The 25,061-nt window shown below is 72.6% G+C and carries 21 protein-coding genes; 11 read left to right on the top strand and 10 right to left on the bottom strand.

Translation table 11 applies throughout. The features are described 5' to 3' along the window. The first annotated feature begins 79 nt into the window (after window positions 1-79). Window positions 80-664: a Uma2 family endonuclease gene (locus ABZV34_RS05285; protein WP_356271482.1), complete on the top strand. Its 585-nt coding sequence runs from the start codon at window positions 80-82 to the stop codon at window positions 662-664. Window positions 665-724: 60 nt separating this feature from the next. Beyond that, complete coding sequence (locus tag ABZV34_RS05290) at window positions 725-1,717, top strand: aldo/keto reductase (RefSeq protein ID WP_356271484.1); 993 nt, start codon at window positions 725-727, stop codon at window positions 1,715-1,717. Window positions 1,718-2,023: 306 nt separating this feature from the next. Here the strand turns inward: ABZV34_RS05290 and thpR are convergent, their stop codons facing one another. The 3 genes from thpR to ABZV34_RS05305 all read right to left on the bottom strand — a co-directional run bounded on the left by thpR (window position 2,024) and on the right by ABZV34_RS05305 (window position 4,661). Beyond that, entirely contained in the window at window positions 2,024-2,596 is a 573-nt protein-coding gene (thpR, locus tag ABZV34_RS05295; protein ID WP_356271486.1) for an RNA 2',3'-cyclic phosphodiesterase, read from the bottom strand. Window positions 2,597-2,634: 38 nt separating this feature from the next. Then, window positions 2,635-3,900, bottom strand: coding sequence for an MFS transporter (locus ABZV34_RS05300; RefSeq protein WP_356271487.1), 1,266 nt, complete (start codon window positions 3,898-3,900; stop codon window positions 2,635-2,637). Window positions 3,901-4,223: 323 nt separating this feature from the next. Further along, window positions 4,224-4,661, bottom strand: a complete 438-nt coding sequence (locus ABZV34_RS05305) for a MarR family transcriptional regulator (RefSeq protein ID WP_168528694.1) — start codon at window positions 4,659-4,661, stop codon at window positions 4,224-4,226. Between the two features lie 143 nt (window positions 4,662-4,804). Between ABZV34_RS05305 and ABZV34_RS05310 the strand changes: the two genes are divergently transcribed. Next, window positions 4,805-4,987: a ribbon-helix-helix protein, CopG family gene (locus tag ABZV34_RS05310; protein WP_148008990.1), complete on the top strand. Its 183-nt coding sequence runs from the start codon at window positions 4,805-4,807 to the stop codon at window positions 4,985-4,987. A gap of 64 nt (window positions 4,988-5,051) precedes the next feature. On the opposite strand, the gene ABZV34_RS05315 is transcribed toward ABZV34_RS05310, so the two are convergent. After that, window positions 5,052-6,503 (bottom strand): NCS2 family permease, encoded by a 1,452-nt coding sequence (locus ABZV34_RS05315; protein ID WP_356271489.1) that lies wholly within the window; start codon window positions 6,501-6,503, stop codon window positions 5,052-5,054. A gap of 238 nt (window positions 6,504-6,741) precedes the next feature. Between ABZV34_RS05315 and ABZV34_RS05320 the strand changes: the two genes are divergently transcribed. Together ABZV34_RS05320 and ABZV34_RS05325 are read left to right on the top strand one after the other, a co-directional pair. Then, the gene (locus ABZV34_RS05320; RefSeq protein ID WP_356271491.1) at window positions 6,742-7,020 is read left to right on the top strand and encodes a DUF2530 domain-containing protein; all 279 of its coding nucleotides are present in this window, start codon (window positions 6,742-6,744) and stop codon (window positions 7,018-7,020) included. Window positions 7,021-7,169: 149 nt separating this feature from the next. Beyond that, the gene (locus ABZV34_RS05325) at window positions 7,170-9,569 is read left to right on the top strand and encodes a cation-translocating P-type ATPase (protein ID WP_356271493.1); all 2,400 of its coding nucleotides are present in this window, start codon (window positions 7,170-7,172) and stop codon (window positions 9,567-9,569) included. Window positions 9,570-9,635: 66 nt separating this feature from the next. Here the strand turns inward: ABZV34_RS05325 and ABZV34_RS05330 are convergent, their stop codons facing one another. From ABZV34_RS05330 to ABZV34_RS05340, 3 genes are all read right to left on the bottom strand, one after another. After that, complete coding sequence (locus ABZV34_RS05330; protein ID WP_356271495.1) at window positions 9,636-10,424, bottom strand: hypothetical protein; 789 nt, start codon at window positions 10,422-10,424, stop codon at window positions 9,636-9,638. A 231-nt stretch (window positions 10,425-10,655) separates the two neighbouring features. Further along, complete coding sequence (locus tag ABZV34_RS05335; protein ID WP_356271497.1) at window positions 10,656-13,832, bottom strand: molecular chaperone Hsp90; 3,177 nt, start codon at window positions 13,830-13,832, stop codon at window positions 10,656-10,658. Window positions 13,833-14,269: 437 nt separating this feature from the next. After that, window positions 14,270-15,196, bottom strand: coding sequence for a DUF3027 domain-containing protein (locus ABZV34_RS05340; protein WP_356271499.1), 927 nt, complete (start codon window positions 15,194-15,196; stop codon window positions 14,270-14,272). Between the two features lie 454 nt (window positions 15,197-15,650). Here ABZV34_RS05340 and ABZV34_RS05345 point away from each other — a divergent pair, with 454 nt between their 5' ends. The 4 genes from ABZV34_RS05345 to ABZV34_RS05360 are packed head-to-tail and all read left to right on the top strand — an operon-like array spanning window position 15,651 to window position 19,237. Then, window positions 15,651-17,075 carry an MFS transporter gene (locus tag ABZV34_RS05345; RefSeq protein ID WP_356271501.1) on the top strand — a complete coding sequence of 475 codons (1,425 nt, stop codon included), beginning with the start codon at window positions 15,651-15,653 and terminating at the stop codon, window positions 17,073-17,075. Window positions 17,076-17,134: 59 nt separating this feature from the next. Then, the gene (locus tag ABZV34_RS05350) at window positions 17,135-17,620 is read left to right on the top strand and encodes a DUF2771 domain-containing protein (protein ID WP_356271503.1); all 486 of its coding nucleotides are present in this window, start codon (window positions 17,135-17,137) and stop codon (window positions 17,618-17,620) included. Window positions 17,621-17,646: 26 nt separating this feature from the next. Then, window positions 17,647-18,387: a futalosine hydrolase gene (locus ABZV34_RS05355; protein WP_356271505.1), complete on the top strand. Its 741-nt coding sequence runs from the start codon at window positions 17,647-17,649 to the stop codon at window positions 18,385-18,387. Continuing rightward, complete coding sequence (locus ABZV34_RS05360; protein WP_356271507.1) at window positions 18,377-19,237, top strand: 1,4-dihydroxy-6-naphthoate synthase; 861 nt, start codon at window positions 18,377-18,379, stop codon at window positions 19,235-19,237. The genes ABZV34_RS05355 and ABZV34_RS05360 overlap by 11 nt, the downstream gene beginning before the upstream one ends. Before the next feature lie 56 nt (window positions 19,238-19,293). On the opposite strand, the gene ABZV34_RS05365 is transcribed toward ABZV34_RS05360, so the two are convergent. After that, window positions 19,294-19,677, bottom strand: a complete 384-nt coding sequence (locus ABZV34_RS05365) for a cold-shock protein (protein ID WP_356271509.1) — start codon at window positions 19,675-19,677, stop codon at window positions 19,294-19,296. A 218-nt stretch (window positions 19,678-19,895) separates the two neighbouring features. On the opposite strand from ABZV34_RS05365, the gene ABZV34_RS05370 reads away from it, so the two are divergent. Beyond that, the gene (locus ABZV34_RS05370; RefSeq protein ID WP_356271511.1) at window positions 19,896-20,162 is read left to right on the top strand and encodes a hypothetical protein; all 267 of its coding nucleotides are present in this window, start codon (window positions 19,896-19,898) and stop codon (window positions 20,160-20,162) included. On the opposite strand, the gene ABZV34_RS05375 is transcribed toward ABZV34_RS05370, so the two are convergent. After that, window positions 20,138-20,764 (bottom strand): haloacid dehalogenase-like hydrolase, encoded by a 627-nt coding sequence (locus ABZV34_RS05375; RefSeq protein ID WP_356271793.1) that lies wholly within the window; start codon window positions 20,762-20,764, stop codon window positions 20,138-20,140. The two genes, ABZV34_RS05370 and ABZV34_RS05375, sit on opposite strands and share 25 nt — an antisense overlap. A 103-nt stretch (window positions 20,765-20,867) precedes the next feature. Beyond that, window positions 20,868-21,959, bottom strand: a complete 1,092-nt coding sequence (locus tag ABZV34_RS05380; RefSeq protein WP_356271513.1) for a hypothetical protein — start codon at window positions 21,957-21,959, stop codon at window positions 20,868-20,870. A gap of 429 nt (window positions 21,960-22,388) precedes the next feature. On the opposite strand from ABZV34_RS05380, the gene ABZV34_RS05385 reads away from it, so the two are divergent. Next, window positions 22,389-25,004 carry a helicase C-terminal domain-containing protein gene (locus ABZV34_RS05385; RefSeq protein ID WP_356271515.1) on the top strand — a complete coding sequence of 872 codons (2,616 nt, stop codon included), beginning with the start codon at window positions 22,389-22,391 and terminating at the stop codon, window positions 25,002-25,004. Window positions 25,005-25,061: the final 57 nt, after the last annotated feature.

The raw sequence follows: 25,061 nt of genomic DNA on the forward strand, positions 1-25,061 counted from the left end.
CGCGCACCCGGATCGTCGTACGTATCGTTGAACCGCGTGGCTGCGCTCGACCGGGTCGCGGCCGGGGAGGAGTGCCACGATGACCGTCCTCGAAGACAGGATCGAGATGGCCGACGACAACCGCGAACTGACTCTGGACACCCTGTTCGAGTCGATGGAGCGGACCACCCCCGAGGGATACAAGGTCGAGATCGTCGAGGGGACCGTCTTCATGGCACCGCAGCGGGACACCCACTGGGAGATCATCGCGGACATTTACGAGCAGTTGCGGACCAAGTACCCGCGCCGGCGCGTGAAGTCCGACGTGCGCATCGACTATCCGGGCCATCTCAACGGGTTCGCCACCGACGTGACACTGGTGGGCGAGGACGCCGCCAAGGACTCCAAGGGGCTGTGGAACTGCCAGGACGTCGAGTTCGTCGCCGAGGTCATCTCCAAGGGGACGGCGGCCAACGACTACGGCCCCAAGAAGACCGCGTACGCGAACGCCGAGGTGCCCGTCTATCTCGTCGCCGACCCCTACCAGGGCAAGTGTCATCTGTACACCCAGCCCAAGGACGGCGACTACGTCACCGAGACGACCGTCGCCTTCGGCGGAGAGATCGACATGACGAACACGCTCCTCGGTCTCACCGTCAGGACGGACGACTTCCCCCGGGACTAGGGGCTGTCCCGGCGTTCCACTCTTGCCTAGAGCGCACTCCACGCCGTTGGGTGGGGAGTCATGAAGTACACGCAGCTCGGACGCACGGGACTCAAGGTCAGCCGGCTCGTCCTCGGCACCATGAACTTCGGTCCGCAGACCGACGAGGCCGACAGTCACGCGATCATGGACGCGGCGCTGGCCTCAGGGATCAACTACTTCGACACCGCGAACGTGTACGGCTGGGGCGAGAACAAGGGCCGTACGGAAGAGATCATCGGGAACTGGTTCGCGCGGGGCGGCGAGCGGCGCGACAAGGTCGTGCTCGCCACCAAGGTGTACGGCAACATGGCCGCCGAAGGCGACGCCTGGCCCAACCACGACAAGCTCTCCGCGGTCAACATCCGGCGGGCCGTCGACGCCAGCCTCAAGCGGCTCAGGACCGACTACATCGACGTCTACCAGTTCCACCACGTCGACCGCCGGACCCCCTTCGAGGAGATCTGGCAGGCGATCGACGTCCTGGTCCAGCAGGGCAAGATCCTCTACGTCGGCTCCAGCAACTTCCCCGGCTACAAGATCGCCCAGGCCAACGAGATCGCCGCCCGCCGCGGCGGCACCATCGGCCTCGTCAGCGAGCAGTGCCTCTACAACCTGGCCGAGCGACGCGCCGAGATGGAGGTCATCCCGGCCGCGCAGGAGTACGGGCTCGGGGTCATCCCCTGGTCGCCGCTGCACGGCGGACTGCTCGGCGGGGTCATCCGGAAGGAGGCGGAGGGCGGACGCAGGGCGGGCGGCCGGGCCGCCGAGTCCCTGGCCAACACCGCCATCCGCGCGCAGATCCAGTCGTACGAGGACCTGCTCGACAAGCACGGGATCGAACCCGGCGAGGCGGCACTGGCCTGGCTGCTGACCCGGCCCGGCGTCACCGGACCCATCGTCGGCCCGCGCACCGCGCAGCAGCTCGACTCCGCCCTGCGCGCCGTCGAGCTGGAGCTGTCGCAGGAGCTGCTGTCCGCGCTGGACGAGATCTTCCCGGGCCCGGGACCCTCGCCGGAGGCCTTCGCCTGGTAGTACGCCCGCGCGGGGCGTCGTCAAGGGCGCGGGAGCCACAGGACCGGTCCCACTCGGGCAGGGCCCGCGGTTCCCGCGCCACCCGGCGGGGCCGGGCTGTCCGCGGTTGCTGTCCGCGGCTCCCCCGGCGGCTCCACGGCCCTTGCCGAGCCTGCGCGGCGGAGCGCCGAGCGCGGGCGGGCCGCCTACTTGACCGCCGCCGCCAGCGCCACCACGACGAACATCAGCACGAGCACACCGGCCATGATTTGGTTTCGGGTCTTGGGATTCACGCCATTGAGGTTAACCGGCGGTCCCCGGCCCTCTTCATCCGCCCGCCCCTGCCAGCGCCCACCGCGCCACCGTCTCGTAGCGCGGCTGCTCCCCCGGGACCCCCGACCTCGGCAGATTGCTGCGTACGAGACACAGCTCGCCCGCCGTCCAGGGGCGCCCGGCGAAGTCGTCCAGGACGGTGACGTACGCCGCGAAGTCCGCGGCCTGTCTGCTGCGGGCCACCGTCAGATGCGGGCGGTAGCGGCGATGCTCCCCCATCGGGACGCCCGCCCTGCGCGCCGCCGCCTCCGCGCGGTCGGCGAGCAGGCGCAGGGTCGTGACGTCTCCCGACACCCCGGCCCACAGGGCCCGGCCGCCGAAGTGCCCGCCGCCCCGGAGGGCGAGCGGGACGGGGGGCGTACGCCGGGCGGCCCGGGCCAGCCGGTCCGCGAGGGGGCCGGTGAGCTCCTCCTCGACCTCGCCGTAGAAGGCGAGCGTGAAGTGCCACCCCGGGCGGCCCGTCCACCTCAGGTCGTCCGCGCCCGGCAGCCGGTGCAACCCGTCCACCGCCGCGCCGAGTTCACGTACCGCTTCCTCGGGTGGCAGCACGGCCGCGAAGAGTCTCATGACGCCACTCTCCCAGGGCCGGCGGCCCTGGTTCCCGCTCAGGCCGCGGTCGCCGGCCGTTCCTTGGGGACGAGACGCGCCCGCGGATGGCCACCGTGCCAGCCGACCGACAGGCGCAGCCCGCCCACACGGGCCAGGACCAGGCCGACGGCCGTCGCGGCGGCGGCCGAGACCAGACCGCCGAGAGCGAAGCCGACGCGCGGACCGTAGGCGTCGGTGACCCAGCCGACCAGCGGCGCCCCCAGCGGCGTACCACCCACGAAGACCATCATGAACAGCGCCATGACACGGCCGCGCATGACGGGGTCGGTGGCCATCTGGACCGTGGTGTTCGCCGTGACGTTGACCGTCAGCCCGAAGACCCCGATCGGGACCATGAGCAGCGAGAACAGCCACAGCGACGGCACCACGGCCGCCACCGCCTCCAGCAGGCCGAAGGCCAGGGCCGCCGCGATCAGCACCCGCAGCCGGGCCGTGCCGCGACGGGCGGCGAGCAGCGCGCCGGCCACCGAGCCGACCGCCATCAGCGTGTTGAAGAGGCTGTACGCGCCGGCGCCCGCGTCGAAGACGTCGTCCGCGTAGGCGGAGAGCCAGACCGGGAAGTTGAAGCCGAAGGTGCCGATGAAGCCGACGAGCACGATCGGCCAGACCAGGTCGGGGCGGCCGGCGACATAGCGGAGGCCCTCCCGGAGCTGGCCCTTGCCGCGGGGCGCCCGCTCGACCATGTGCAGGTCGCGGGCGCGCATCAGCAGCAGACCGGCGATGGGGGCCACGAAGGACAGTCCGTTGAACAGGAACGCCCAGCCGGTGCCCACACCGGTGATCAGCAGGCCCGCTACGGCGGGGCCGACGAGGCGGGCGGACTGGAAGTTGGCGGAGTTGAGGCTGACCGCGTTCTGCAGCTGGCCGGGGCCGACCATCTCGGAGACGAAGGACTGGCGGGCCGGGTTGTCGACGACCGTGGCGAGGCCGACGGCGAAGGCCGCCAGGTAGACGTGCCAGACCTGGACGTGGCCGGAGAGGGTCAGGAAGGCGAGCGCGAGCCCGGTGACGCCCATGGCCGCCTGGGTGGCCAGCAGGGTGGGGCGTTTGGGGAGGCGGTCGACCAGGACGCCGCCGTACAGCCCGAAGAGCAGCATCGGCAGGAACTGCAGCGCGGTGGTGATACCGACCGCGGCGGAGGAGCCGGTGAGGCTCAGCACCAGCCAGTCCTGGGCGATGCGCTGCATCCAGGTGCCGGTGTTGGAGACGACCTGCCCGAGGAAGAACAGCCGGTAGTTCCGGATCCTCAGGGAGCTGAACATCGAGGACGGCGAAGCCGCCGAGGGCGACGGGGGTGTCGAGGGCGCCGCGGGCGACCGGGGCGCCGAGCGCGCGGTGGCCGGCGCAGGCGACGCGGAGGGCGCCACGGCCGAGGGGGCCGGGGAACCGGGTGTGCCGGAGCCGCGTGCGCGGGACGGGCGGGTGGCACCGTCAGGGGCCGGCGGGGAGTCGTGGGTGGCTGGTGCGGGGGCGGAGTCTGCTCCGGGTCCCGAACTCAAAAGGGCTCGCCTCCTTGGGGCACGGACGGCGGTGTCCGGGGTGAGGGCGTGCCGGCCGGACGTCGGCCGGCACGCCGGGCGGGGCATCAGATCTGCGCGAGCTTCTCCAGGACGGGAGCGGCCTCGCGGAGCTTCGCCCACTCGTCCTCGTCCAGGGCCTCGACCAGGCCGGCCAGCCACGCGTTCCGCCTGCGGCGGCTCTCCTCGAGCATCGCCTCGGCCTTGTCGGTCTGCGTGACGACCTTCTGTCGCCGGTCCTCGGAGTGAGGCTCCAGCCTGACCAGGCCCTTGGCTTCGAGCAACGCGACGATGCGGGTCATCGAGGGCGGCTGCACATGCTCCTTGCGGGCGAGTTCACCCGGCGTGGCGGAGCCACAGCGGGCCAGGGTGCCGAGCACCGACATCTCGGTGGGGCTCAGCGACTCGTCGACTCTCTGGTGCTTGAGTCGACGCGACAGCCGCATCACTGCGGAGCGCAGGGCGTTCACGGCGGCAGCGTCGTCGCCATGGGTGAGGTCAGGCATGTATTTAGCTTAACTCATTACTCTCGCTAAAGAGCATCGGGGTGCCCGTGACACGGACCACTGAATCGTCGCGTCACTCATACGAGTGACTTCGCTGCGGAAAGTGGCCCACTCCGCGCCGAAGTCCGGCGACCCTCGACTCCATGGGGACCAGTGTGCTCAGCCTGCGGATAGACGGGGAGCTGCTCGACCGGCTCCGGGACCATGCCGCCAAACGCGGAATGAGCGTCCAGGACTATGTCGTCCGGACGCTCATTCGCGATGACTTCGACGAGCGGTTCCAGACCGCCGTCGACGAGACGGAGAAGTTCTACGGGGTCACGTGAGCCCAGGGAGTAGCCCCCGGGGCCCCGGGAGTCCCCGAAGGACGGGGACGCGTGACCCCACCCGTCAGGTGAGGCCGAGGGCCGGCATCAGGTAGTAGAAGGCGAACACCGCCGACACCACGTACATCGCGGCCGGGATCTCGCGACCCCGGCCGGCCGCCAGGCGCAGCACCACGAAGGTGATGAAGCCCATGCCGATGCCGTTCGTGATCGAGTAGGTGAACGGCATCATCACCATCGTCACGAAGGCCGGGATCGCGATCGTGTGGTCGGACCAGTCGATCTCGCGGACCGAGCCGGACAGGATCAGGAAGCCGACCGCGAGCAGCGCGGGGGTGGCGGCCTGGGACGGGACCATCGTGGCGACGGGGGTCAGGAAGAGCGCCACGGCGAACAGCCCGCCGGTGACGACGTTGGCGAAGCCGGTGCGCGCGCCCTCGCCGACGCCCGCCGTGGACTCCACGAAGCAGGTGGTGGCGGAGGAGGAGCTGGCGCCGCCCGCGGCGACGGCGATGCCGTCGACGAAGAGCACCTTGTTGATGCCGGGCATGTTGCCCTGCGCGTCGGTCAGCTTGGCCTCGTCGCTGACGCCCATGATCGTGCCCATCGCGTCGAAGAAGCACGACAGCAGCACGGTGAACACGAAGAGGATGCCGGTGAGCACGCCGACCTTGCCGAACCCACCGAAGAGGCTGACCTTGCCGACCAGCCCGAAGTCCGGGGGGGCGACCGGGTTGCCCGGCCACTTCGGTGTGGTCAGACCCCACGACGGGATCTTCGCGACGGCGTTGACGATCACCGCGAGGACCGTCATGGTGACGATCGAGATGAGGATCGCGCCCGGCACCTTGCGCACGATCAGCGCGAGGGTGAGCAGCGTGCCGAGGACGAAGACCAGCACGGGCCAGCCGTTGAGATGACCGTCGGAGCCGAGCTGGAGCGGCACGGTGGTCTGGGCGACGTCCGGGATGCGGGAGACGAAGCCCGAGTCGACGAGGCCGATCAGCATGATGAACAGGCCGATACCGATCGAGATGCCCTTGCGCAGCCCCAGCGGCACGGCGTTCATGACGCGCTCGCGCAGCCCGGTGGCGACCAGCAGCATCACGATGAAGCCGGCCAGCACGACCATGCCCATGGCGTCCGGCCAGGACATCCGCGGGGCGAGCTGGAGCGCGACGACGGTGTTCACGCCGAGGCCGGCCGCCAGCGCGATCGGCACGTTGCCGATGACGCCCATGAGCAGCGTCGTGAAGGCCGCGGTCAGGGCGGTCGCGGTGACCAGCTGGCCGTTGTCCAGGTGGTGCCCGTACATGTCCTTCGCGCTGCCCAGGATGATCGGGTTCAGCACGATGATGTAGGCCATCGCGAAGAAGGTGGCGAGACCGCCGCGGATCTCGCGCGGGATGCTCGAGCCCCGTTCGGAGATCTTGAAGTAGCGGTCGAGGGCGCTCCGCGCGGACCGGGACTCCGGCTCCTGCGGGGCGGGGGCCTTGGTGGCGGCCGAGGTGGACATGCGGGTCCTCAAGCGTGCGGGGGGACGGGGAACATGATCGAGTCCGGTCGGCAGCCGATCGCCCACAGGATTTCCCCGGTCCCTGTTGGTGTTTCCTACGAATACAACTGGCCAGACTCGGACCGTTTCAGTATGAACATATGAAACACAAATGGCTATCTCCGCGCGTAGACCGCCGGCGTGCGGCGGGAACACGGGTGCGAGCGTCAGCCGGTCCGCGGCCTCGTAAGCTGTGCCCATGGCGAAGTGGACCCCCAAGCACGAGGCGCCGGAGCCCCTGGAGGGGCCCGTCGTCGCCACCATCACCGGCGGCACGATCCTCTGGTTCGTCCTCTTCCTGGTGCAGCTGCCGTTCTACGGCTGGTACGACGACCACGGGCACACCTGGTGGGTGTGGACGTGTCTGGCCGGCGCGGGCCTCGGACTCATCGGCGTCTGGTACGTCCGCAGGCGCGACGCCGCGATCAAACGGGCCGCGGCGGCAGGCACCGCGCCGTCGTCCACCACCGCGGAGTAACCGGCTCCCCCGGCCGCCCCGCCACCTCCCGCCTCCAAGCTCCAACCTCCACCCACGGCATCACAACCCGCCGCCCTCCGTCCTCCCCTGGTCGGATCTTCGGGGCACTCGGCAGGTGAAGCACCCTTTCCGCACGTACCGTCGAACGCATGACGCACATCGACGCGGGCGCGGAACTGGACCCGGTGCACCCCGTGCCCCTCCCCGCCCCCGGTCGGGCCAAGGGGCTGTCCGCCGCCGAGGTCGCCGAACGAGTGGCGCGCGGCGAGGTGAACGACGTCCCGGTGCGCAGCAGCCGCTCGCTGGGCGAGATCGTCCGCGCGAACGTCTTCACCCGGTTCAACGCGATCATCGGGGTGCTCTGGCTGATCATGCTGTCCGTGGCTCCGTTCCAGGACAGCCTGTTCGGGTACGTGATCATCGCCAACACCGGGATCGGCATCATCCAGGAGTGGCGGGCCAAGAAGACGCTGGACTCGCTCGCGGTGATCGGCGAGGCGAAGCCGACGGTGCGCAGGGACGGGGTCGCCACCGAGGTCAGCACCTCGCGGATCGTGCTCGGGGACGTGATCGAGATCGGCCCCGGGGACAAGATCGTCGTCGACGGCGCCTGCGTGGAGGCCGACGGCCTGGAGATCGACGAGTCACTGCTCACGGGTGAGGCCGACCCGGTGGTCAAACGCCGGGGGGACGAGGTGATGTCGGGCAGCTTCGTGGTCGCGGGCGGCGGCGCGTTCACCGCGACGAAGGTGGGCCGGGAGGCGTACGCGGCCCAGCTCGCCGAGGAGGCGTCGCGGTTCACGCTCGTCCACTCCGAGCTGCGCAGCGGTATCTCCACGATCCTCAAGTACGTGACCTGGATGATGGTCCCGACCGCGATCGGTCTGGTCATCAGCCAGCTCGTGGTGAAACAGCACGGCTTCAAGGACTCCGTCGCGCGGACGGTCGGCGGGATCGTGCCGATGGTCCCCGAGGGCCTCGTCCTCCTCACCTCCGTCGCCTTCGCGATCGGCGTCATCCGGCTTGGCCGGAAACAGTGCCTCGTGCAGGAACTTCCGGCCATCGAGGGCCTCGCCCGCATCGACACCGTCTGCCTCGACAAGACCGGCACCCTCACCGAGGGCGGCATGGACGTCACCGAGCTGCGGCCGCTGCCGGGTGCCGACGAGTCGTACGTACGCAAGGTCCTCGGGGCGCTCGGCGAGTCCGACCCACGGCCGAACCCCTCCCTCCAGGCGATCATCGACGCCTACCCGGACAGCGAGGACTGGCGCTGCGTCGAGTCGCTGCCCTTCTCCTCGGCCCGCAAGTACAGCGGGGCGACCTTCAACGAGGGCAACGGCGAGTCCGGTACGTGGCTGCTCGGCGCCCCCGACGTGCTGCTGCCCGCCGGCGACCCGGCGCTCGCCGAGACCGATCGGCTGAACGAGGAGGGGCTGCGGGTCCTGCTCCTCGCCCGGGCCACCGGGGACCTCGACGATCCCGACGTGAAGAAGGGCGCCCGGCCGACCGCGCTGGTCGTACTGGAGCAGCGGCTGCGCCCGGACGCGGCGGACATCCTGCGCTACTTCGCCGAGCAGGACGTCAGGGCGAAGGTCCTCTCCGGCGACAACGCGGTCTCGGTCGGCGCGGTGGCCGGGAAGCTCGGTCTGAGCGGTGAGGTCGTGGACGCGCGCCGGCTTCCCGACGAACGGGAGGAGATGGCGAAGTCACTGGACAAGGGCACGGTGTTCGGCCGGGTCACCCCGCGGCAGAAGCGCGACATGGTGGGCGCGCTGCAGTCGCGCGGCCACACGGTGGCGATGACGGGCGACGGTGTGAACGACGTCCTGGCCCTCAAGGACGCCGACATCGGCGTCTCCATGGGGTCGGGTTCGGAGGCGACCCGGGCGGTCGCCCAGATCGTGCTCCTCAACAACAGCTTCTCGACGCTGCCCTCGGTGGTGGCGGAGGGCCGCCGGGTCATCGGCAACATCACCCGGGTCGCGACCCTGTTCCTGGTGAAGACCGTCTATTCGGTGCTGCTGGCGGTGCTGGTGGTGTGCTGGCGGGTCGAATACCCCTTCCTGCCCCGGCATCTGACCCTGCTGTCCACCCTGACGATCGGCATCCCGGCGTTCTTCCTCGCGCTCGCCCCCAACACGGAGCGGGCGAGACCGCACTTCGTGCGGCGGGTCATGCGTTACTCGGTCCCCGGCGGTGTCGTCGCCGGGGTCGCCACCTTCGTGACCTATCTGGTGGCCCGTCACCACTACACCGGGCCGGACCAGTTGAGCGCGGAGACCAGCGCCGCGACGCTGACGCTGTTCCTGATCTCCATGTGGGTGCTGGCGATCATCGCCCGTCCGTACACCTGGTGGCGTGTCGCCCTGGTGGCCTCGATGGGCCTGGCGTTCGTCGTCGTCCTGATCGTGCCCTGGCTCCAGCACTTCTTCGCCCTGAAGCTGGTGGGCGTGGAGATGCCGTGGATCGCGGTGGGCATCTCGGTGATGGCGGCGGCCGTCCTGGAGGTCCTGTGGAGAGGGGTGGACCGGCGTATACCCGCGTGAACCCACTCGGTCCCCGCACCCCTGGCGGGGGCGCGGGGACCGAGTGGTGGAGCACGGCGAGCCGATTTACCGCACGTCGACGTAGTCACCGGTGGCGCTGATGGCCGGGGTGGTCGTCGTACCCGCGAAGGAGTAGCGGAAGGTGCCGTCGACGGACGCCTTGACCGTCGTCTTCAGCACACCACCACTGGTCGTCTTGACCGTCTTGACCGTGGTGTAGGCGCTGGCACCCTTCTTCTTGAACTGCAGCTTCACCGACTGACCGGTGTAGCCCACGTACTTGCCCGAGTTCCAGCTCGCGCGCGTCAGAGCGCCCGTGACCGTGATGGTCTTGCCCTTCTTCACCGGCTCCGGCGACGCGTTGACCGTCAGCTTGGAGGCACGCTGGAGCTTGGTGGTGCCGAGGCCGCCCTGCCACTTGACGACGCCGCCGGACGTGACCGTGACACCGCCCACGTTCCAGGATCCGGCGTCGGCGTCCGCGATGTCGTAGTCGGCCGCGGGATGGAAGTACATGGTCGCCGTGCAGTTGGCCACGGTCGTCGAAGCGGCCTTGCAGGTGCCCGGTTCGTCACTGCCGAAGGCCGCGGCCTGCGGGGTCAGCGAGGAGCCGCGGTAGAGGATCGGGCCGGTGCCGAGCTTGTCGGGGGCGATGCTGACATTGGCGGGGTGCGTGAGGGTGTAGGTGACCGTGACGCCGGTCTTCGCGGTGCCGACGACGATCGCCTTGGCCTTGTTCACCTTCATGTCGGAGAAGGTGACATTGGGCGCCGCGGCGGCGTGAGCGGCCGGGACGGCGAAAGCGGAGAGGGCCAGGGCGCCGGTAGCGGCGGCCACGGTGACTCGAATGCGCATGCAGTCCCCAAATGGGAAAGGGGCCCCGACGCCGGTCGTCCGCACGGCTCGTCGTCACTCGGGGCCCAAGTGATGTGGAGTCTCTTGACTCGGGTGAGCAGATCCGTGACGGGGGTGAATGGTTGTACGACGGGTGAGGATTTTGCGCGTACATGACCAAGGTCACATCGCGCTGCCCCGCCGTGCGGGTACGGACGGTCGCCGCGCACCGTCCGTACCCGGCCACCCGCCTCAGTCGAACCAGCGGTCCCGGGCCAGTTCCTCCGTGCGGGACGGGTCCTCCAGCAGGGCCGCGACCTCGAAGCGGCGCGGCCACTGTCCGGCCGCCCAGGCGAGGCCCGCCGCCACGCCCTCCAGGGTGGACGCGTGCAGCACCCCGTCCCGGGTGCGGCGCCAGTCCAGTTCGGTGCCGTCGACGACGAGCTCCTCGTGTTCGACGTACGAGGAGGGGGCCGAGGGGCCCAGCAGGATCCGTACGGACTCCGGTACGTCGTGTTCGGCGCCCTGGGAGGTCACCTCGCCGGTCACCGACTCGCTGAGGCGCCGTACCTGGAACAGTTCGGCGAGCTCGGCGGCGCGGGACGGCCGGACGGGGAGCAGCGGCATGCCGGCGGTGAAGGGCAGCAGGTCGGGCGAGTCGACGACCACGGCGTCGGCGGCGTCCACGACGGTCACCCGTCCGTCCAGTACGGCCCGCAATTCGTCCGGCAGGGTCACACGCTCGGGGTCCAGATCGGCCAGCGCGCCGTACAGGGCGTGCAGTTGGGCGCCGGAGACCTCGCGGTCGGGGTCGGCGAGCCGTTCGAGGAGCTCGGCGGCGCCCCCGGGCTCGTCCAGCAGAGCGGCGACGGACGTGCGGACTCCCAGCGCCCGCAGCACCTGCTCGTCGTCGAAGCCGGTCGCGTCGGCCTCGTCGTACAGCCCGCGCAGGAGCGGGTCGCCGCCCGCGGCGAGCAGCCCGGCCGGGTGACGCCCGTCCAGGACGGGATGGCCGCGCAGCCACCAGGCGGAGTACGGCCGGACGATCTCGTGGGTGCCGTCCGGGAGCAGGACGCGCACCGGCTGGGTCAGCGCGTCGCGCAGCGGCGGCCGGGACAGCAGCGTGAGCGCCTGCGGCCACCGCTCGTCGTCCACCAGGTCCAGGTCCCGTACGGCGACGATCTCGGTGGCGACGGGCGGTACGGGGGTGTCGGGCAGCCCGTCGAGGACGTCCTCGCACCACACGTCGACGGCGTCCAGCAGTCCCGCGTCGTCGGGTTCGGCGAAGTCGGAGTCACGGGGCTCCAGTTCGTCCGGGTCGAGGACGATGTCGGTGGCGCGCACCAGGGTGAAGTTGGCCAGCACACCACAGGCGGCGAGCGGCTGCTCACCCCATCGATCGGCCAACTCCGAATCGACGAAGGCGAGTTCGTCCTCACGCATGACCTGGGCGAACGGGCTGCCGGGCAGCACCAGTTCACCGGCGGGGGCGAGTTCGCCCTCCTCGTCCGGCAGCGCGAGGGCGCCGAGCCAGGGCTCGTCGCCGGGTTCGAGCGCGGCGTCGCGGACCAGGGCGAGGACCAGTTCCGCCACCTCCTCGGCGTCCGGCGCCTCCTGGTCCCAGCTCGCGCCCTCGTCGTCGAGCGAGGCGGCGACGGCCGCGCGTACCTGCGGGGTGGTGAGGACCGCGCGGGGAGTGGCCGGGAGGGCGCCCAGTTTCTCCAGCAGCGGGTGTGCCGCGTCCGGGTGGGCGACCTTGAGGCCGAGGCGGGCGAGGGTCTCGGGGGCGGCGGCCCGCAGGTCGTCGGAGCCGGGCAGCAGGATCTGGCGGGGCCCCACCGCCGTCCGGCCGTCGGCGAGCGGCACGGGCAGCCCGGACAGCCGGTCCGGGTCCACCCCGGCCAGGCTCTCGTACAGCCGCCACCACCAGCCCGGGTCCTTCTCCAGCCCGGCCAGCCGGTCCACGGCCTCGGCGAGCGGTACGCGGGCGACGCCCAGCGTCCGGAGCTCCGCCCGGCGCTCCAGGCCGGCGGGCAGCAGGCTGGGCAGCACCTCGGCGAGTACCCGGACGGTCTCGGCGCCGGCGCCCTCGACGACCTCGGCGTCACGGGGCCGCAGAGCGGCCGGGTGTTCCGCGACGCTGCTCTCGGGCCAGTCGGCGGCGGGGTCCGGGCCCTCGTTCTCCGGCGGCGGGGCGGCCGGCGGCAGGAAGGCGGTGCGCGGCAACCGGTCGAGGATCGCCCGGCGCAGGACGCCGTCCAGCTCGCCCTTGCCGAGCGGGCCCGGCACCAGGTCGATGATCCCGGCGTCCACCGGGCTCCAGGCGGCAAGCAGTTCCGCGTACGCGTCCGCCGCGCGCTCCACCAGGAAGTCGGTGAGGGGGCCGGGGGCGGCGTGCCGCCGGCTGGTGTCCAGCGGCAGGGAGGCGATGAGCAGGGCGGGAACGCCGAGAGGCTCGTCGCTGGGGGTCGGCGCGTGCACGACCGGGCTGGTGCGGGGGCGGCCCGGGGTGCCGTCGGTGTCGACCGGGACGGCCCAGGTCACCGACCAGTGCGGGCGCAGCCGCTCCTCGACCGGGCGGTCGGCCAGCAGGGCCGGGTCCAGGGGCCCGTGGTGGGAGACGGTGCGCCAGCGGGTGGCGCCGTCCCGGGAGTCCTCCAGGGTGACGCCGTGCTCCTCGGCCTTGCGGCGCAAGGTGCGTACCTCGCCGCCCGTGGCGCCGTCGCCGATCTCGACGACCACTTCCTCCAGGCCGGGCAGGGCGAGCAGGAGCGCGTCGTCGAGCCCTCGCAGCAGGCGCTCGGCGAGATCCTCGGCGGCGGTGTCCCGCAGCGGGAGGATGACGGCGGTGTCGTACGGGTCCGGGGCGGTGCCCTCGGCCGCGAACGGCAGCCGCAGCAGTGGCACATGGCCGTCGCGGCGGCGGATCTCGTCGCCCAGACCCGGGCTGTGGCGGGTGGTGTCCGCCGCCAGTTCGCGGGCCTCGGCGAGGGACCAGCGGATGCCGCCGTGCCGGCCGACCACGGCGGGCTCGTCGGTGACCGCGACGACCGCGGCGAAGCCGACGCCGAAGCGGCCGACGGCGGTGTCGTGCGCGTCGCGCTTGGCGGAGGCGCGGAGGGTGGACAGCGACTCGACGCCGGCCGCGTCGAGGGGGGCGCCGGTGTTGGCGGCGACGAGGACCCCGTCGCGGAGGGTGAGCCGGAGGCGGCCGGGGACGTGGGCCCGTGCCGCCGCGTCGGCGGCGTTCTGGGCGAGTTCGATGAGGAGGCGGTCACGGTATCCGCCGAGGACCAGGTCCTCCTCGGCGTTGGCGTCCTCGCGGAACCGGGCCGGGCTGGTGGCCCAGGCGTCCAGCACGCCGCGGCGCAGCCGGGCCGTGCCGAACGGGTCCGCGCCCTCGGGTGCCGGTTGCACGAACTTGCTCACGGTTCACTCTCCCTCTCGCTTCGCGCGACCGCGAGCGCTGGGCTCGGTCGCGGCACGAAGGTACCGTGCGGGTCCCTGCGGGGCGTCACCAGGAATGAGGGGTGCGGGGGCGGGCGGGTGCTTTCGGTGCGGGGCGGTGGGGGCTGGGCGCGCAGTTCCCCGCGCCCCCTTCCGGGCGCCCTCCTGCGGGGGCGTCCGGCGGAACGTGCCTCGTGAGCGGGCCCGCGGTGCCCTGTCGGGGCCGGGCATGCGCTTTCCGTGCGGGAGCGGTGGGGGCTGGGCGCGCAGTTCCCCGCGCCCCCTTCGGGGCGCCTCCCTGGGGGCCTCGCGGGACGGCTCGGGGCGGTGGTTCTCAGCCCGTCCGGCGTTCGAGGACGAGGCCGTTCAGGCCGGTGCGGGGCCCCGGGGGCGGCAGCCCCCGGCGACGGGACACCCGGTTACGAGTGGCCCAGTTCGGACGACGGCTCGTCCGGGGTGATCGAGACCGAACCGGAATCCGGCGAGGGCCGGAGCGGGAAGGGATCGACCCGGGTCTCGTCGATCACCGGCGGCGCCGGCCGCGGCGGCGCCGGCATGACCGCGGCCTCGGAGTGCCCCCCGCACCCGTACGAGAGGGCCACGACCCGCCCGTCCGCCGGTGAGAACTCATTCGCACAGACACCGAACGCCTGTCCGAGCGAGCCCCCGATCGGATTCAGGAAGCCGCAGCTGACACACGACGCGGGCGCCGCCTGCGCCATCGCCGTCCTGGGCCCGTACGACTCCTCCCACCGGTCGGCCGCGACATGCAGCCCGTACCGGGAGAGGACCCGTGCCCGGCGCAGTCCGAGCTCCTCCGCCACCGCCGCGATCGAACCGCGGCGCGGCGCGAACGGAAGGTGCGCGGGAGTGCCCGCCGTCACCTCCGCGTCCTCCGCCTCCACCAGCTCGGCCATGTCCTGCGAGACGGCGGAGTTCGGCGCGGGCTCGTCCTCACCGGAGAAACCGGGTTCGAGCCGCAGGTCCTCGGCGTCCGTGGGCAGCAGGTCACCGGGGCCCATGTCACCGGGCCGCAGCCGCTCACTCCACGGCACCCACTCGGGCGCGAGAAGGGCGTCCTCGCCGGGCAGCAGCACCGTCTCGTCCAGGGTGACGAGCTTCGCCCGGGAGGCACGGGCGACCGTCACCGCCCAGCGCCAGCCCCGGTAGCCGAAATCCTTGCACTCGAAGTAGTGCGTGACGACACGGTCCCCCTCGGAGACCACCCCCACATGTTCACCGACGACGCCGGGGGCGGCTGCCTCCTCGGCGGCGGTGCGCGCGAGGTCGACGGCCTCGGCGCACAGACGGTCGGGGGTGCGGCTTCGCGTGGTCGCTGCGCTCACAGGTATCGCTTCTCTCCTACGCCGTCTCACGGGTGCGCCCTTCCTCGGCGGCGGTGCGGACGGAGCGGACCATTGGGCCGCGTCGACGTCCGCGCCCGATCGCGCTCGGGCGCACCTACGCCATCCATTCTGCGGGATGGCCGAGAGGCGCGCGGCCGAGAACAACCACCGCAGGCGCGTTACGCACGCTACCTTCTCCTGAGCCCTGGGCCCACACCGGCGGGGCGCTTCCGCACTCCGAGCCGGTGTTCTTCGCGGTCGCGAGGCGGCGTTTTCCCACCGTCCGCCCCTTCTCGGCCGGACCGGAAGGGGCTCCGCCGCGTCGCTCCCGGTCGGCCGAAAAACGCGCACGGCCCCTTGGCGGCGGCCCGGCACGCGCCCGCACCGGCCCCACTCGGCCCCTATACGCGCGGTAACCGCACTACCCACGCCATTCTCGGGGCACTATTGCGGAGTGGCAGCCGCGAGGTCGTCCCAGGGAACCGCCGGAATCGGTGGCACCAAGGGGAGCATCCGAAGGGGCGGGTCGGGCCGGATGAGCGGGTCCGTCCGCGCGGTCGGCCGTGCCCTGCACTTCCCGTTCACCGGCACGGCCCGCGGAATCCGCAAGGCGACGCACGCGCACGGGGCGGGTGAGTCGGGCCTCGGCAAACTGATCGAGCTGCACGCGGTCAACGGCGCCGGCGACGTCATGATCACCATCGCCCTCGCCTCCACCGTCTTCTTCTCCGTACCCACCGACGAGGCCCGCGGCCGCGTCGCCCTCTACCTCGCCATCACCATGGCGCCCTTCACCCTCCTCGCCCCGGTGATCGGCCCGCTCCTGGACCGCCTGCCGCACGGCCGCCGGGCCGCGATGGCCGGCGCGATGCTCGCCCGCGCGATGCTGGCGCTGCTGCTGTCGGGCGCGGTCGCCAGCGGCAGCCTGGAGCTGTATCCCGCCGCACTGGGGGTGCTCGTCGCGTCCAAGGCGTACGGAGTGGTGCGCAGCGCCGTCGTGCCCCGGCTGCTCCCGCCCGGGTTCTCCCTGGTGAAGGCCAATTCGCGGGTCACCCTCGGCGGACTGCTCGCCACCGGCCTCGCCGCGCCCGTCGGAGCGGGACTGCAGGCCCTCGGTCCGCGCTATCCGCTCTACGGCGCCTTCGCGATCTTCGTCGCGGGGACGTTCCTGTCGTTCACCCTGCCGCCGAAGGTCGACTCGGCCAAGGGCGAGGACCGGGCGCTGCTGGCCGCGGACGAGGCGCATGTACGTCTGCCGCGACGGGGGAGGACGCCACGGCCCGGACTGCGCACCGTCGGTACGGGGGTCACCCACGCCCTCGGCGCCAACGCCGCCCTGCGCTGCCTCTCCGGCTTCCTGATCTTCTTCCTCGCCTTCCTGCTGCGCGAGCACCCGCTCGCCGGCGAGAGCGCGGCCGTCTCGCTCGGGATCGTGGGCGTGTCGGCCGGCGCGGGCAACGCGCTCGGCACCGCGGTCGGGGCCTGGCTGAAATCCCGCGCCCCCGAGATCATCATCGTGACCGTCGTGGCGTGCGTGCTGGGTGCCGCGATCACCGCCGCCTTCTTCTTCGGGGCCGTCCTGGTGGCCTTCCTCACGGCGGTCGCCGGGTTCTCGCAGGCGCTCGCCAAGCTGTCTCTCGACGCGCTGATCCAGCGGGACGTGCCGGAACTCGTACGGACCTCCGCCTTCGCCCGCTCCGAGACGCTGTTGCAGGTGGCCTGGGTGTTCGGCGGCGCGATCGGCATCGTGCTGCCCCTCAACGGCACGCTGGGCCTCGCCGTGGCGGCCGCGATCGTCGCCGTCGGATGGCTCGCCACCGTCCGGGGGCTGATCGGCGCGGCCCGGCACGGAGGCACGGCGCGGCCACGCGTGGCATGACTGCGGCACGCCGTACCCCACGTGGGGAGAGCGGTGCACCTGCCCGATAACCTTCGGCCATGACCTCCCTGCCCCGCGGCAGAGCCGCCCATGGACATCACCGTCGCGCCGTTGCCGCTCTCGGCGCGGTTTGTGCCGGACTTCTCGTCCTGTCCGCCTGTGACAAGCCGACGCCGCTGGCCACGATCACGGTCGGCAAGAGCTCGGTGAGCTCCGAGACCGACTGCTACAACGACGGCAAGGCGGTGAGCAGCGCGGACCTGGCCAAGTGCCTCAAGTCCAAGGACATCAAGTCCATCAAGGTCGACCCCGACGACACCGTGCGGCTCGGCGTGGACCCGAAGATCGCGGACAACGGCTGGACGATCCTGATGAACGGTCAGCCGCTCACCGACGCCAGCAAGAAGACGTACCGGACGATTCCGGGAAGCGTGTTCTTCAACGCCCAGTACGGAGCCAGCGGCGACTCCACGCTCGTCTCCATCAAGGAGGGCGACAAGACGGTGACCGGACTGTGGTCGTTCAAGCTCAAGAAGGACGCCTGATCGCTGCCGCAGGGCCGAAGGTGCTGGTGGCCACCGCGGTTCCGGTCGAACGGGACGCGGTGGCCGGGGCGTTCACGGGCCCGCACCATGAGGTGCGGCTCCCCGGGGTGACCCTGCACCGGCTGCCCCTCGCCGCCGCCGTCCCGCCGCCCGGCGCCGCTCCCGCCGCCGGGCCGGCCCTCGATCTGCTGGCCGCGGGTGTCGGCCCCGCCCTCGCCGCCGCCTCCGTCGCCGCCGCGCTCACCGCGGGCGCCCTCGAAGGCGCCCCCTACGACCTGGTCGTCTCCACCGGGATCGGCGGCGGTTTCCAGCCCGGCGCGCCCGTCGGGTCCCTCGTCGTCGCCGACGAGATCACCGCCGCGGACCTGGGCGCCGAGACCCCTGACGGATTCCTCCCGGTGACGGAACTCGGCTTCGGCACCGTCACTCACCGTCCGCCCGAAGCACTCGTACGGGAGCTCGTGGCGGTCACCGGCGCACGCGCCGGGACCGTACTGACCGTGTCCACCATGACCGGCACCGCCGAACGCACCGCCACGCTACGCGCCCGGCACCCCCGCGCCCTCGCCGAGGCCATGGAGGGCTTCGGCGTGGCCGAGGCCGCCGCCGCCCACGGCGTGCCCGTACTGGAGCTGCGCGCGGTGTCGAACGCCGTCGGCCCGCGCGACCGCGCCGCCTGGCGCATCGGCGAGGCTCTCGCGGCCCTCACCGAGGGTTTCGGGAAGCTCACGCCCGTCCTGGAGAGTTGGAACCCACATGAGCCCTGAGAAACTGCCCGAATCCCTGCGGATCGCGTACTCGCCCTGCCCGAACGACACCTTCGTCTTCGACGCCTGGGCCCACGGCCGCGTCCCCGGCGCGCCCGCCCTCGACGTGACGTTCGCGGACATCGACATCACCAACGGCATGGCCGAGCGCGGCGAGTTCGACGTACTGAAGGTGTCGTACGCCGTGCTGCCGTACGTCCTCGACGAGTACGCGCTGCTGCCCTGCGGCGGCGCGCTGGGCCGGGGCTGCGGCCCGCTGGTGCTGACCCGGGAGGCGGGGGCCGACCTGACGGGCCGTACGGTCGCCGTGCCGAGCGAGACGTCGACGGCGTACCTGCTCTTCCGTCTGTGGGCGGCGGACACGGTACCGGGCGGTGTGGGCGAGATCGTCGTGATGCCGTTCCACGAGATCATGCCCGCCGTACGGGACGGGAAGGTGGACGCCGGACTCGTCATCCACGAAGCCCGTTTCACCTACCAGAACTACGGGCTGCACAAGCTCGCCGACCTGGGAGAGCACTGGGAGCTGACGACCGGGCTGCCCATCCCGCTCGGGGCGATCATCGCCAGACGCTCGCTGGGCCGGGAGCGCCTGACCGAGCTCGCCGCCGCGACCCGCGCCTCGGTCCGTGCCGCCTGGGACGACCCCGAGGCCTCCCGCCCGTACGTCCTCGCGCACGCCCAGGAGATGGACCCCGCCGTCGCCGACCAGCACATCGGCCTGTACGTCAACGAGTTCACCGCCGACCTCGGCGAGGACGGCTACGCGGCGATCCGCGGCCTGCTCACGCGCGCCGCGGCCGAGGGACTGGTGCCGCCCCTCGGCCCGGACGCGCTGCGGTTCCCGTAGCCCGGCGTTGCCGCCGCCGGGAGCTGCCCGTCGCCGGGAGCCGCCCGTCGCCGGGGCTATACGTCGAGTTGGTCGGCGACCGCCCGCAGCAGACCCGCGATCTTCTTCCCGGAGGTCTTCTCGGGGTAACGGCCCTTCTCCAGCGTCGGTGTGATGTTCTCGAGGAGGGTCGTGAGGTCCTGCACGATGGAGGCCAGTTCGTCCGGCTTGCGGCGCTGGGCGGCGGCGACGGAGGGGGTCGGGTCCAGTATGGTCACCGAGAGCGCCTGGTCGCCGCGCTGACCGGCGACGACGCCGAACTCCACACGCTGGCCCGGCTTGAGAGCATCGACTCCGGCGGGCAGGACCGAGGAATGGACGAAGACGTCTCCGCCGTCGTCACGGGAGAGAAAGCCGAAGCCCTTCTCACTGTTGAACCACTTGACCTGGCCGGTAGGCACGTCTGTCCTCGTCCTCGTACTCGTCGGGAACCGCTCTGAAAACTGCTCGGGCACTTACGTCGGAAGTTGCTCCGGCAACTTCGGGCAACCATGGGGAAACCGCTCCGGACAGCACTGCAGCGGGCCGTCCGACCCGCCGGTACCAAGGCTAATGGTCCGGGGGCCACTGACAAGACGTCGCCTGACTGTTCCTTCGCGCTGGGAACTACCCTGGTCCGGTGCGTGACAAAACCCAAACGAATTCCGCGGAACCGGGTGACCGGCTGATCCGCGCCGGTGCTCTCGTGTTCTTTGCCGGTGCCGTGGCCACACTCGTCACCGTGGCCCCACTGCTTCTCGACACCAAACCTTTTCCGACCTACATGTTCGGCTTGAGCATGCTCATGGGCGTCGGTTTTCTGATCGCCGGAGCCGGGGTGTTCCGGTCGGTCGCGGCCGGCCGCCGCCGGGCCCGCGCGGTTCAGGCGGGTGCGGCCTCGCGGTAGGCACCCAGCCACGCCGGGAACCGCGTCAGGTCGGTGAGGACGACGTCCGCGCCCGCCGCGCGCAGTTCCGCCGCGTCGCACGGCCCGGTGGCCACGGCGACGGAGTACGCGTCCGCGGTGCGCGCGCCGCGGACGTCGCCGGTGTGGTCACCGACGTACACGCTCGCGCCGTGCTCGCGCAGGGCCTCCGCCTTCCGCTCGGCCCACAGGTTGCCGACGACCGCGTCCGCGCCGATCCCCAGGTGCGTGAGGTGCAGCTTGGCGTTGGGCTCCCACTTCGCCGTGACGACGACGGCACGGCCGCCCGCCGCCCGCACCGCCTCGACGGCCTCGTGGGCACCCGGCATGGCGAGCGTGCCGGTGATGGCGTGGGCGGGATACAGCTCGCGGTAGAGGTCGGCGACGGCCGGGACCCGCTCCGCCGGGAACCAGTTGACGAGCTCCTCCTCCAGCGGCGGCCCGAGCCGGGTGACGACGAGGTCGCAGTCGATGTACGTGTCCGTGCGTGCCGAGAGCGCCTGGTAGCAGGCGTGGATGCCGGGGCGGGAGTCGATCAGGGTCATGTCGAGGTCGAAGCCGACGGTCAGCCCGCGCGAGGGCATCGGTGCGATATGCATATGAACCATTGTGCCCAGGCCGGTCCGGTCCGGGCACGGGGCGGTCCGGCCTGGGCACGAGGCGGTCCGGGCCGGGGTCCGGGGCCCCTCAGCGGCGACGCTGGGAGCGCCACACCAGGTACAGGGCCGAGGCGACCGCCGCGCCGCGCACCACCCACGGCCAGGTGTCCGCGAGCGCCTCGTTCATGTGGCCCTCGGCGATCGGCTCGCCCCAGCGGCCGTCCGTACGGCCCCACAGCCAGACGACGCCGGCCACGGCCACCAGGCCCGGCATGCCGAGGACGGCCCACTTCGACTCGCGCGGGCTCAGACGGCGGGATGCGTAGGCGATGAGCCAGCCGAGCCCGAGCGCGAACCAGTTGCCGAGGGCGGCACCCGCGACGAGGAGGACGGCGGCGAGCAGGAGCAGGGGGTTGCTCCACGTACGCGGGCGGGGGAACCGCACCCGGGGCGTGCGGCCTTCGTCCTCGGTGACGGGGACGGCCTTCCCGGTCCTGGGCCCGCTCGCCGCCCGCACCGGTTTCGCCCGTGCTCGCCACCGGCGCCACGATGTGGCCGGTTCCGGCGCGGGGTCCGCCTCTTCACCGGAACCGGCGTCCCCTTCGACGACGGGATCGGCATCGGTGCCGGGACCGGCCTTCCGGGGCCTGAGCGGTGGTCCGAGCAGTCCGGGGATCTCCACACCGCCGACGAAACCCGGCACGCCGTCCCCGAGTTCGACCGGGTCGCCCTCCACCTGCCACCAGTCCGCCGGGGCGGAGGCGTCGCCCGGTTCGTAGGAGCCGGCGTGGTGGAACGGGAGGTGGTCGCCGGTGGCGTCCTCGGGACCGTCCTCGTCGGAGGTGCGCCGCGGCCTCGGGACGACCCGGCGCAGACCCTTGGGGCGGGCCTCCGGCTCACCGGCGCGCTGGGTGGGCACGGCGGCCCGGGTGTCCGCGCCCGGCCCGGACGCGCCCTGACGGGCCGACGTGACGATCTCGTCCGGTGTGCCCAGGCGGGAGAGGATGCGGCGGACGGCGGCCGGGTTGTCGACGGGAGCCTTCGACCGGCGGCGGTCGATCTCGTTGCGCAGCTCCGAGACGAGTCGCATACGGGTGGCCGAGGGCAGCTGGCGCTGCTGGGCCAGGTCGCCGACGCGGCTCAGATAGTCGAATACGAGCTGGTCGCTCTCAATCCCCACGAAGTCCCCTCCGGGGCGCGTGCGTTGAATACCCCGTGGCCACCGACGGTACCGTGTCGGGCCCCGCTCCCGGGGGCTGCCGCCCCCGGACCCCCGCTCCGGCCTCAAGGGCCTTGTCCTCAAACGCCGGACGGGCTGATGGTGCTCACCTGCGCCGGGCTCCCCGCCACTCGGAACCACCACCCCCAAACCCCCCGCTCCGGCCCGAACAGCCCTGCCCCGAACGCCGGACCGACCGGAGCTGCCCACCCGCACCGGACCGCGAGCGTCAGGTCCTCGCCGCTGGGGTCGGGCAGGTCAGGCATTTCAGTCCGTCCGGCGTTCGGGGACGAGCCCTTCGGGCGATCGGGGGTCCAGGAGGCGGAGCCCCCTGGTACGGGGTGGGTCCGGTAGGAGCGGAGAGGGCGAGGAACCACTACCGTTGAGCGGATGAGGACAGAGGAGCAGCGCGACCCGGACCCCGCCCCGGCGGGCACCCCCCCGCGCTCACTGGCGGAAGCCCTCCGCACGAGGGACGACACCTCCCTGTCGGCCCTCCTCCGCATCCGCCCGGATCTCATCACCCCCGTCCCCACCGACCTGACGCAGCTCGCCACCCGCGCCGCCACCCGCGCCTCGGTCGTCCGGGCCCTGGAGCGTCTGGACCGGTTCGCCCTGCAGACGGCGGAGGCCCTGGCGGTGGCGTCGGACCCGGCGACGTACGACGAACTGATGGGCCTGATGGCGGGCGACGACCGCGACCCGGCGGTCACGGCGGCGTTCCCGCACGCGCTCGCCACCCTGCGCGAACAGGCCCTCGTCTGGGGCACCGACGACCGCCTCCGGCTCGTGCGCACGGCGCGCGAGCTGCTCGCCCCGGCCGCCCAGCACCCCTCCCCCACCGGCCTCGGCCCGACGGTCGCCGAGGCCACGGCGGGCATGTCCCCGGGCCGTATCCAGGAGATCGTGGCCGCCTGCGGTCTGCCGACCACCCACGACCCCGTCTCCGCGGTGGCCTCGCTGACCGCCCTGTTCACCGACCGGAAGCGGATGCCGGCGCTGCTCGACACGGCGCCCGCGGAGTCGCTGGAGGTGCTGTCCCGGCTGGTGTGGGGGCCGCCGTACGGCCAGGTGACCGCCGATCCGGCGCGCCATCTGCGCTGGTTGATCGACCGCGCGCTGCTGCTGCCGACGGCACCCGGCACGGTCGTCCTGCCCCGCGAGGTGGCCCTCGGTCTGCGGGCTGGCCGCGCGCACCGGGAGACGGACCCGGTGGCACCGGCCCTCGAACCGGCCCGGACGCACCGTCCGCAGATGGTGGACACGACCGCGGCCGGCCAGGCCTACACCGCGCTCGCCACCGTCGAGGAACTGCTCAAGGACTGGCACGAGGGCGGGCCGTCCGTGATGCGCGCCGGCGGTCTGAGCGTGCGGGACCTGAAGCGGACGGCGGCCGCCCTCGACGTGGTGGAACCGGTGGCCGCGTTCTGGGTCGAGCTGTCCTACGCGGCGGGCCTGCTGGCCTCGGACGGCGAGGCCGACGAACGGTACGCGGCGACGCCCGGCTACGACCAGTGGACGGAGCTGCCCGCCGGTGAACGCTGGGCCCTGCTGGCCTCGGCGTGGCTGGCCGCGACCCGCACGGCGGGCCTGGTCGGCGGGCGGGACGCGAAGGACCGTACGTTGTCGGCGCTGGGGCCGGGTCTGGACCGTTCCGCGGCTCCCGAGGTCCGCCACCGTGTCCTCGCGCTCCTCGCCGGTCTCCCGGAGGGCTCCGCCGCCGTCCCGGACTCCGTCATCGCCCGGCTCCACTGGGAGCGTCCCCCGCGCGGCCCCCGGACCACCGCCGGCGACGACCTGCGCGGCCGGCTGGCCCGCTGGACCCTGTCCGAGGCGGAGCTGCTGGGGGTCACCGGCCGGGGCGCGCTGTCGGCCCAGGGGCGGGCCCTGCTGGGGTTGCCGCCGGCGCCGGCCCACGACACCGCGTCCGGGTCCGGCTCCGTGGGCGCGAGTGCCGGAAGAGGCGCCGGGGCAGGGGCCAGGCTTCCCGTGCACAGACACCACCGCGCCGCCGCCGAACCGGCCGCCCCCCTCCCGCGGACCCCGGCCGAACAGGCCGCCGCCGCCGAACAGGCCGCCCGGATCCTCGGACCCCTGCTCCCCGAGCCCCTGGACCACGTCCTCCTCCAGGCCGACCTGACCGCCGTCGCGCCCGGCCCCCTGCAGCGCCCCCTGGCCGACACCCTCGGTGTGCTCGCGGACGTCGAGTCGAAGGGCGGGGCGACGGTCTACCGCTTCACCCCGGGGTCGGTGCGACGGGCTCTGGACGCCGGCCGTTCGGCCTCCGACCTGCACGCCTTCCTCGCGGCGCACTCCCGCACCCCGGTCCCGCAGCCGCTCAGCTATCTGATCGACGACGTGGCCCGCAGGCACGGCCATCTGCGGATCGGCGCGGCGTCGGCGTACGTCCGCTGCGACGACGACGCCCTGCTGAACGAGATCCTCGCCGACAAGCGCTCCCAGGGGCTGCGGCTCAGACGCCTCGCGCCCACCGTGCTCGCCGCGCAGGCCGACCCGGCCGCCCTCCTGGAGGGTCTGCGTTCCATGGGGTTCGCGCCGGCCGCCGAGTCCGCCGAGGGGGACGTGCTGATCACCCGCGCACACGCCCACCGCACCCCGCCGCGCTCCGCTCCCGCGCCCGTCCCGGACGGCCCGCCGGTGCCCGACGCCACCCTCCTGGGCGCCGCGGTCCGCGCCATCCGCGCGGGTGACCTGGCCTCCACGACCCCGCGCAAGGCGCCCCAGGCCGATCTGCCGGGCACCGGTGCGCTGCCCCGCACCAGCTCCGCCGAGACGCTCGCCACCATGCAGGCCGCCGTCATGACCGGCGAGGCCGTGTGGATCGGGTACGTCAACGCCGAGGGCGCCGCCAGCCAGCGCGTGATCGCCCCGATCCGCGTCGAGGGCGGCTTCGTGACGGCGTACGACCACACGGCCGACGAGGTCCGCACCTATCCGCTGCACCGCGTCACGGGGGTCGCGGAACTGGCGGACGACCAGCGGTGATCACCCGTTCGTAAGGCACACTTGAGGTTTGGCCGTGCGGAAGGGATAGGTACGTAC

It is taken from the genome of Streptomyces sp. NPDC005195, assembly GCF_040608315.1.
GTDB classification, from domain to species: domain Bacteria; phylum Actinomycetota; class Actinomycetes; order Streptomycetales; family Streptomycetaceae; genus Streptomyces; species Streptomyces kaempferi.

Coding starts and splice junctions, on each gene's coding strand:
- ABZV34_RS05285 (WP_356271482.1), top strand. CDS start 80: ATGACCGTCCTCGAAGACAGGATCGAGATGGCCGACGACAACCGCGAA.
- ABZV34_RS05290 (WP_356271484.1), top strand. CDS start 725: ATGAAGTACACGCAGCTCGGACGCACGGGACTCAAGGTCAGCCGGCTC.
- thpR (WP_356271486.1), bottom strand. CDS start 2,596: ATGAGACTCTTCGCGGCCGTGCTGCCACCCGAGGAAGCGGTACGTGAA.
- ABZV34_RS05300 (WP_356271487.1), bottom strand. CDS start 3,900: ATGTTCAGCTCCCTGAGGATCCGGAACTACCGGCTGTTCTTCCTCGGG.
- ABZV34_RS05305 (WP_168528694.1), bottom strand. CDS start 4,661: ATGCCTGACCTCACCCATGGCGACGACGCTGCCGCCGTGAACGCCCTG.
- ABZV34_RS05310 (WP_148008990.1), top strand. CDS start 4,805: ATGGGGACCAGTGTGCTCAGCCTGCGGATAGACGGGGAGCTGCTCGAC.
- ABZV34_RS05315 (WP_356271489.1), bottom strand. CDS start 6,503: ATGTCCACCTCGGCCGCCACCAAGGCCCCCGCCCCGCAGGAGCCGGAG.
- ABZV34_RS05320 (WP_356271491.1), top strand. CDS start 6,742: ATGGCGAAGTGGACCCCCAAGCACGAGGCGCCGGAGCCCCTGGAGGGG.
- ABZV34_RS05325 (WP_356271493.1), top strand. CDS start 7,170: ATGACGCACATCGACGCGGGCGCGGAACTGGACCCGGTGCACCCCGTG.
- ABZV34_RS05330 (WP_356271495.1), bottom strand. CDS start 10,424: ATGCGCATTCGAGTCACCGTGGCCGCCGCTACCGGCGCCCTGGCCCTC.
- ABZV34_RS05350 (WP_356271503.1), top strand. CDS start 17,135: ATGACCTCCCTGCCCCGCGGCAGAGCCGCCCATGGACATCACCGTCGC.
- ABZV34_RS05360 (WP_356271507.1), top strand. CDS start 18,377: ATGAGCCCTGAGAAACTGCCCGAATCCCTGCGGATCGCGTACTCGCCC.
- ABZV34_RS05375 (WP_356271793.1), bottom strand. CDS start 20,764: ATGCCCTCGCGCGGGCTGACCGTCGGCTTCGACCTCGACATGACCCTG.
- ABZV34_RS05385 (WP_356271515.1), top strand. CDS start 22,389: ATGAGGACAGAGGAGCAGCGCGACCCGGACCCCGCCCCGGCGGGCACC.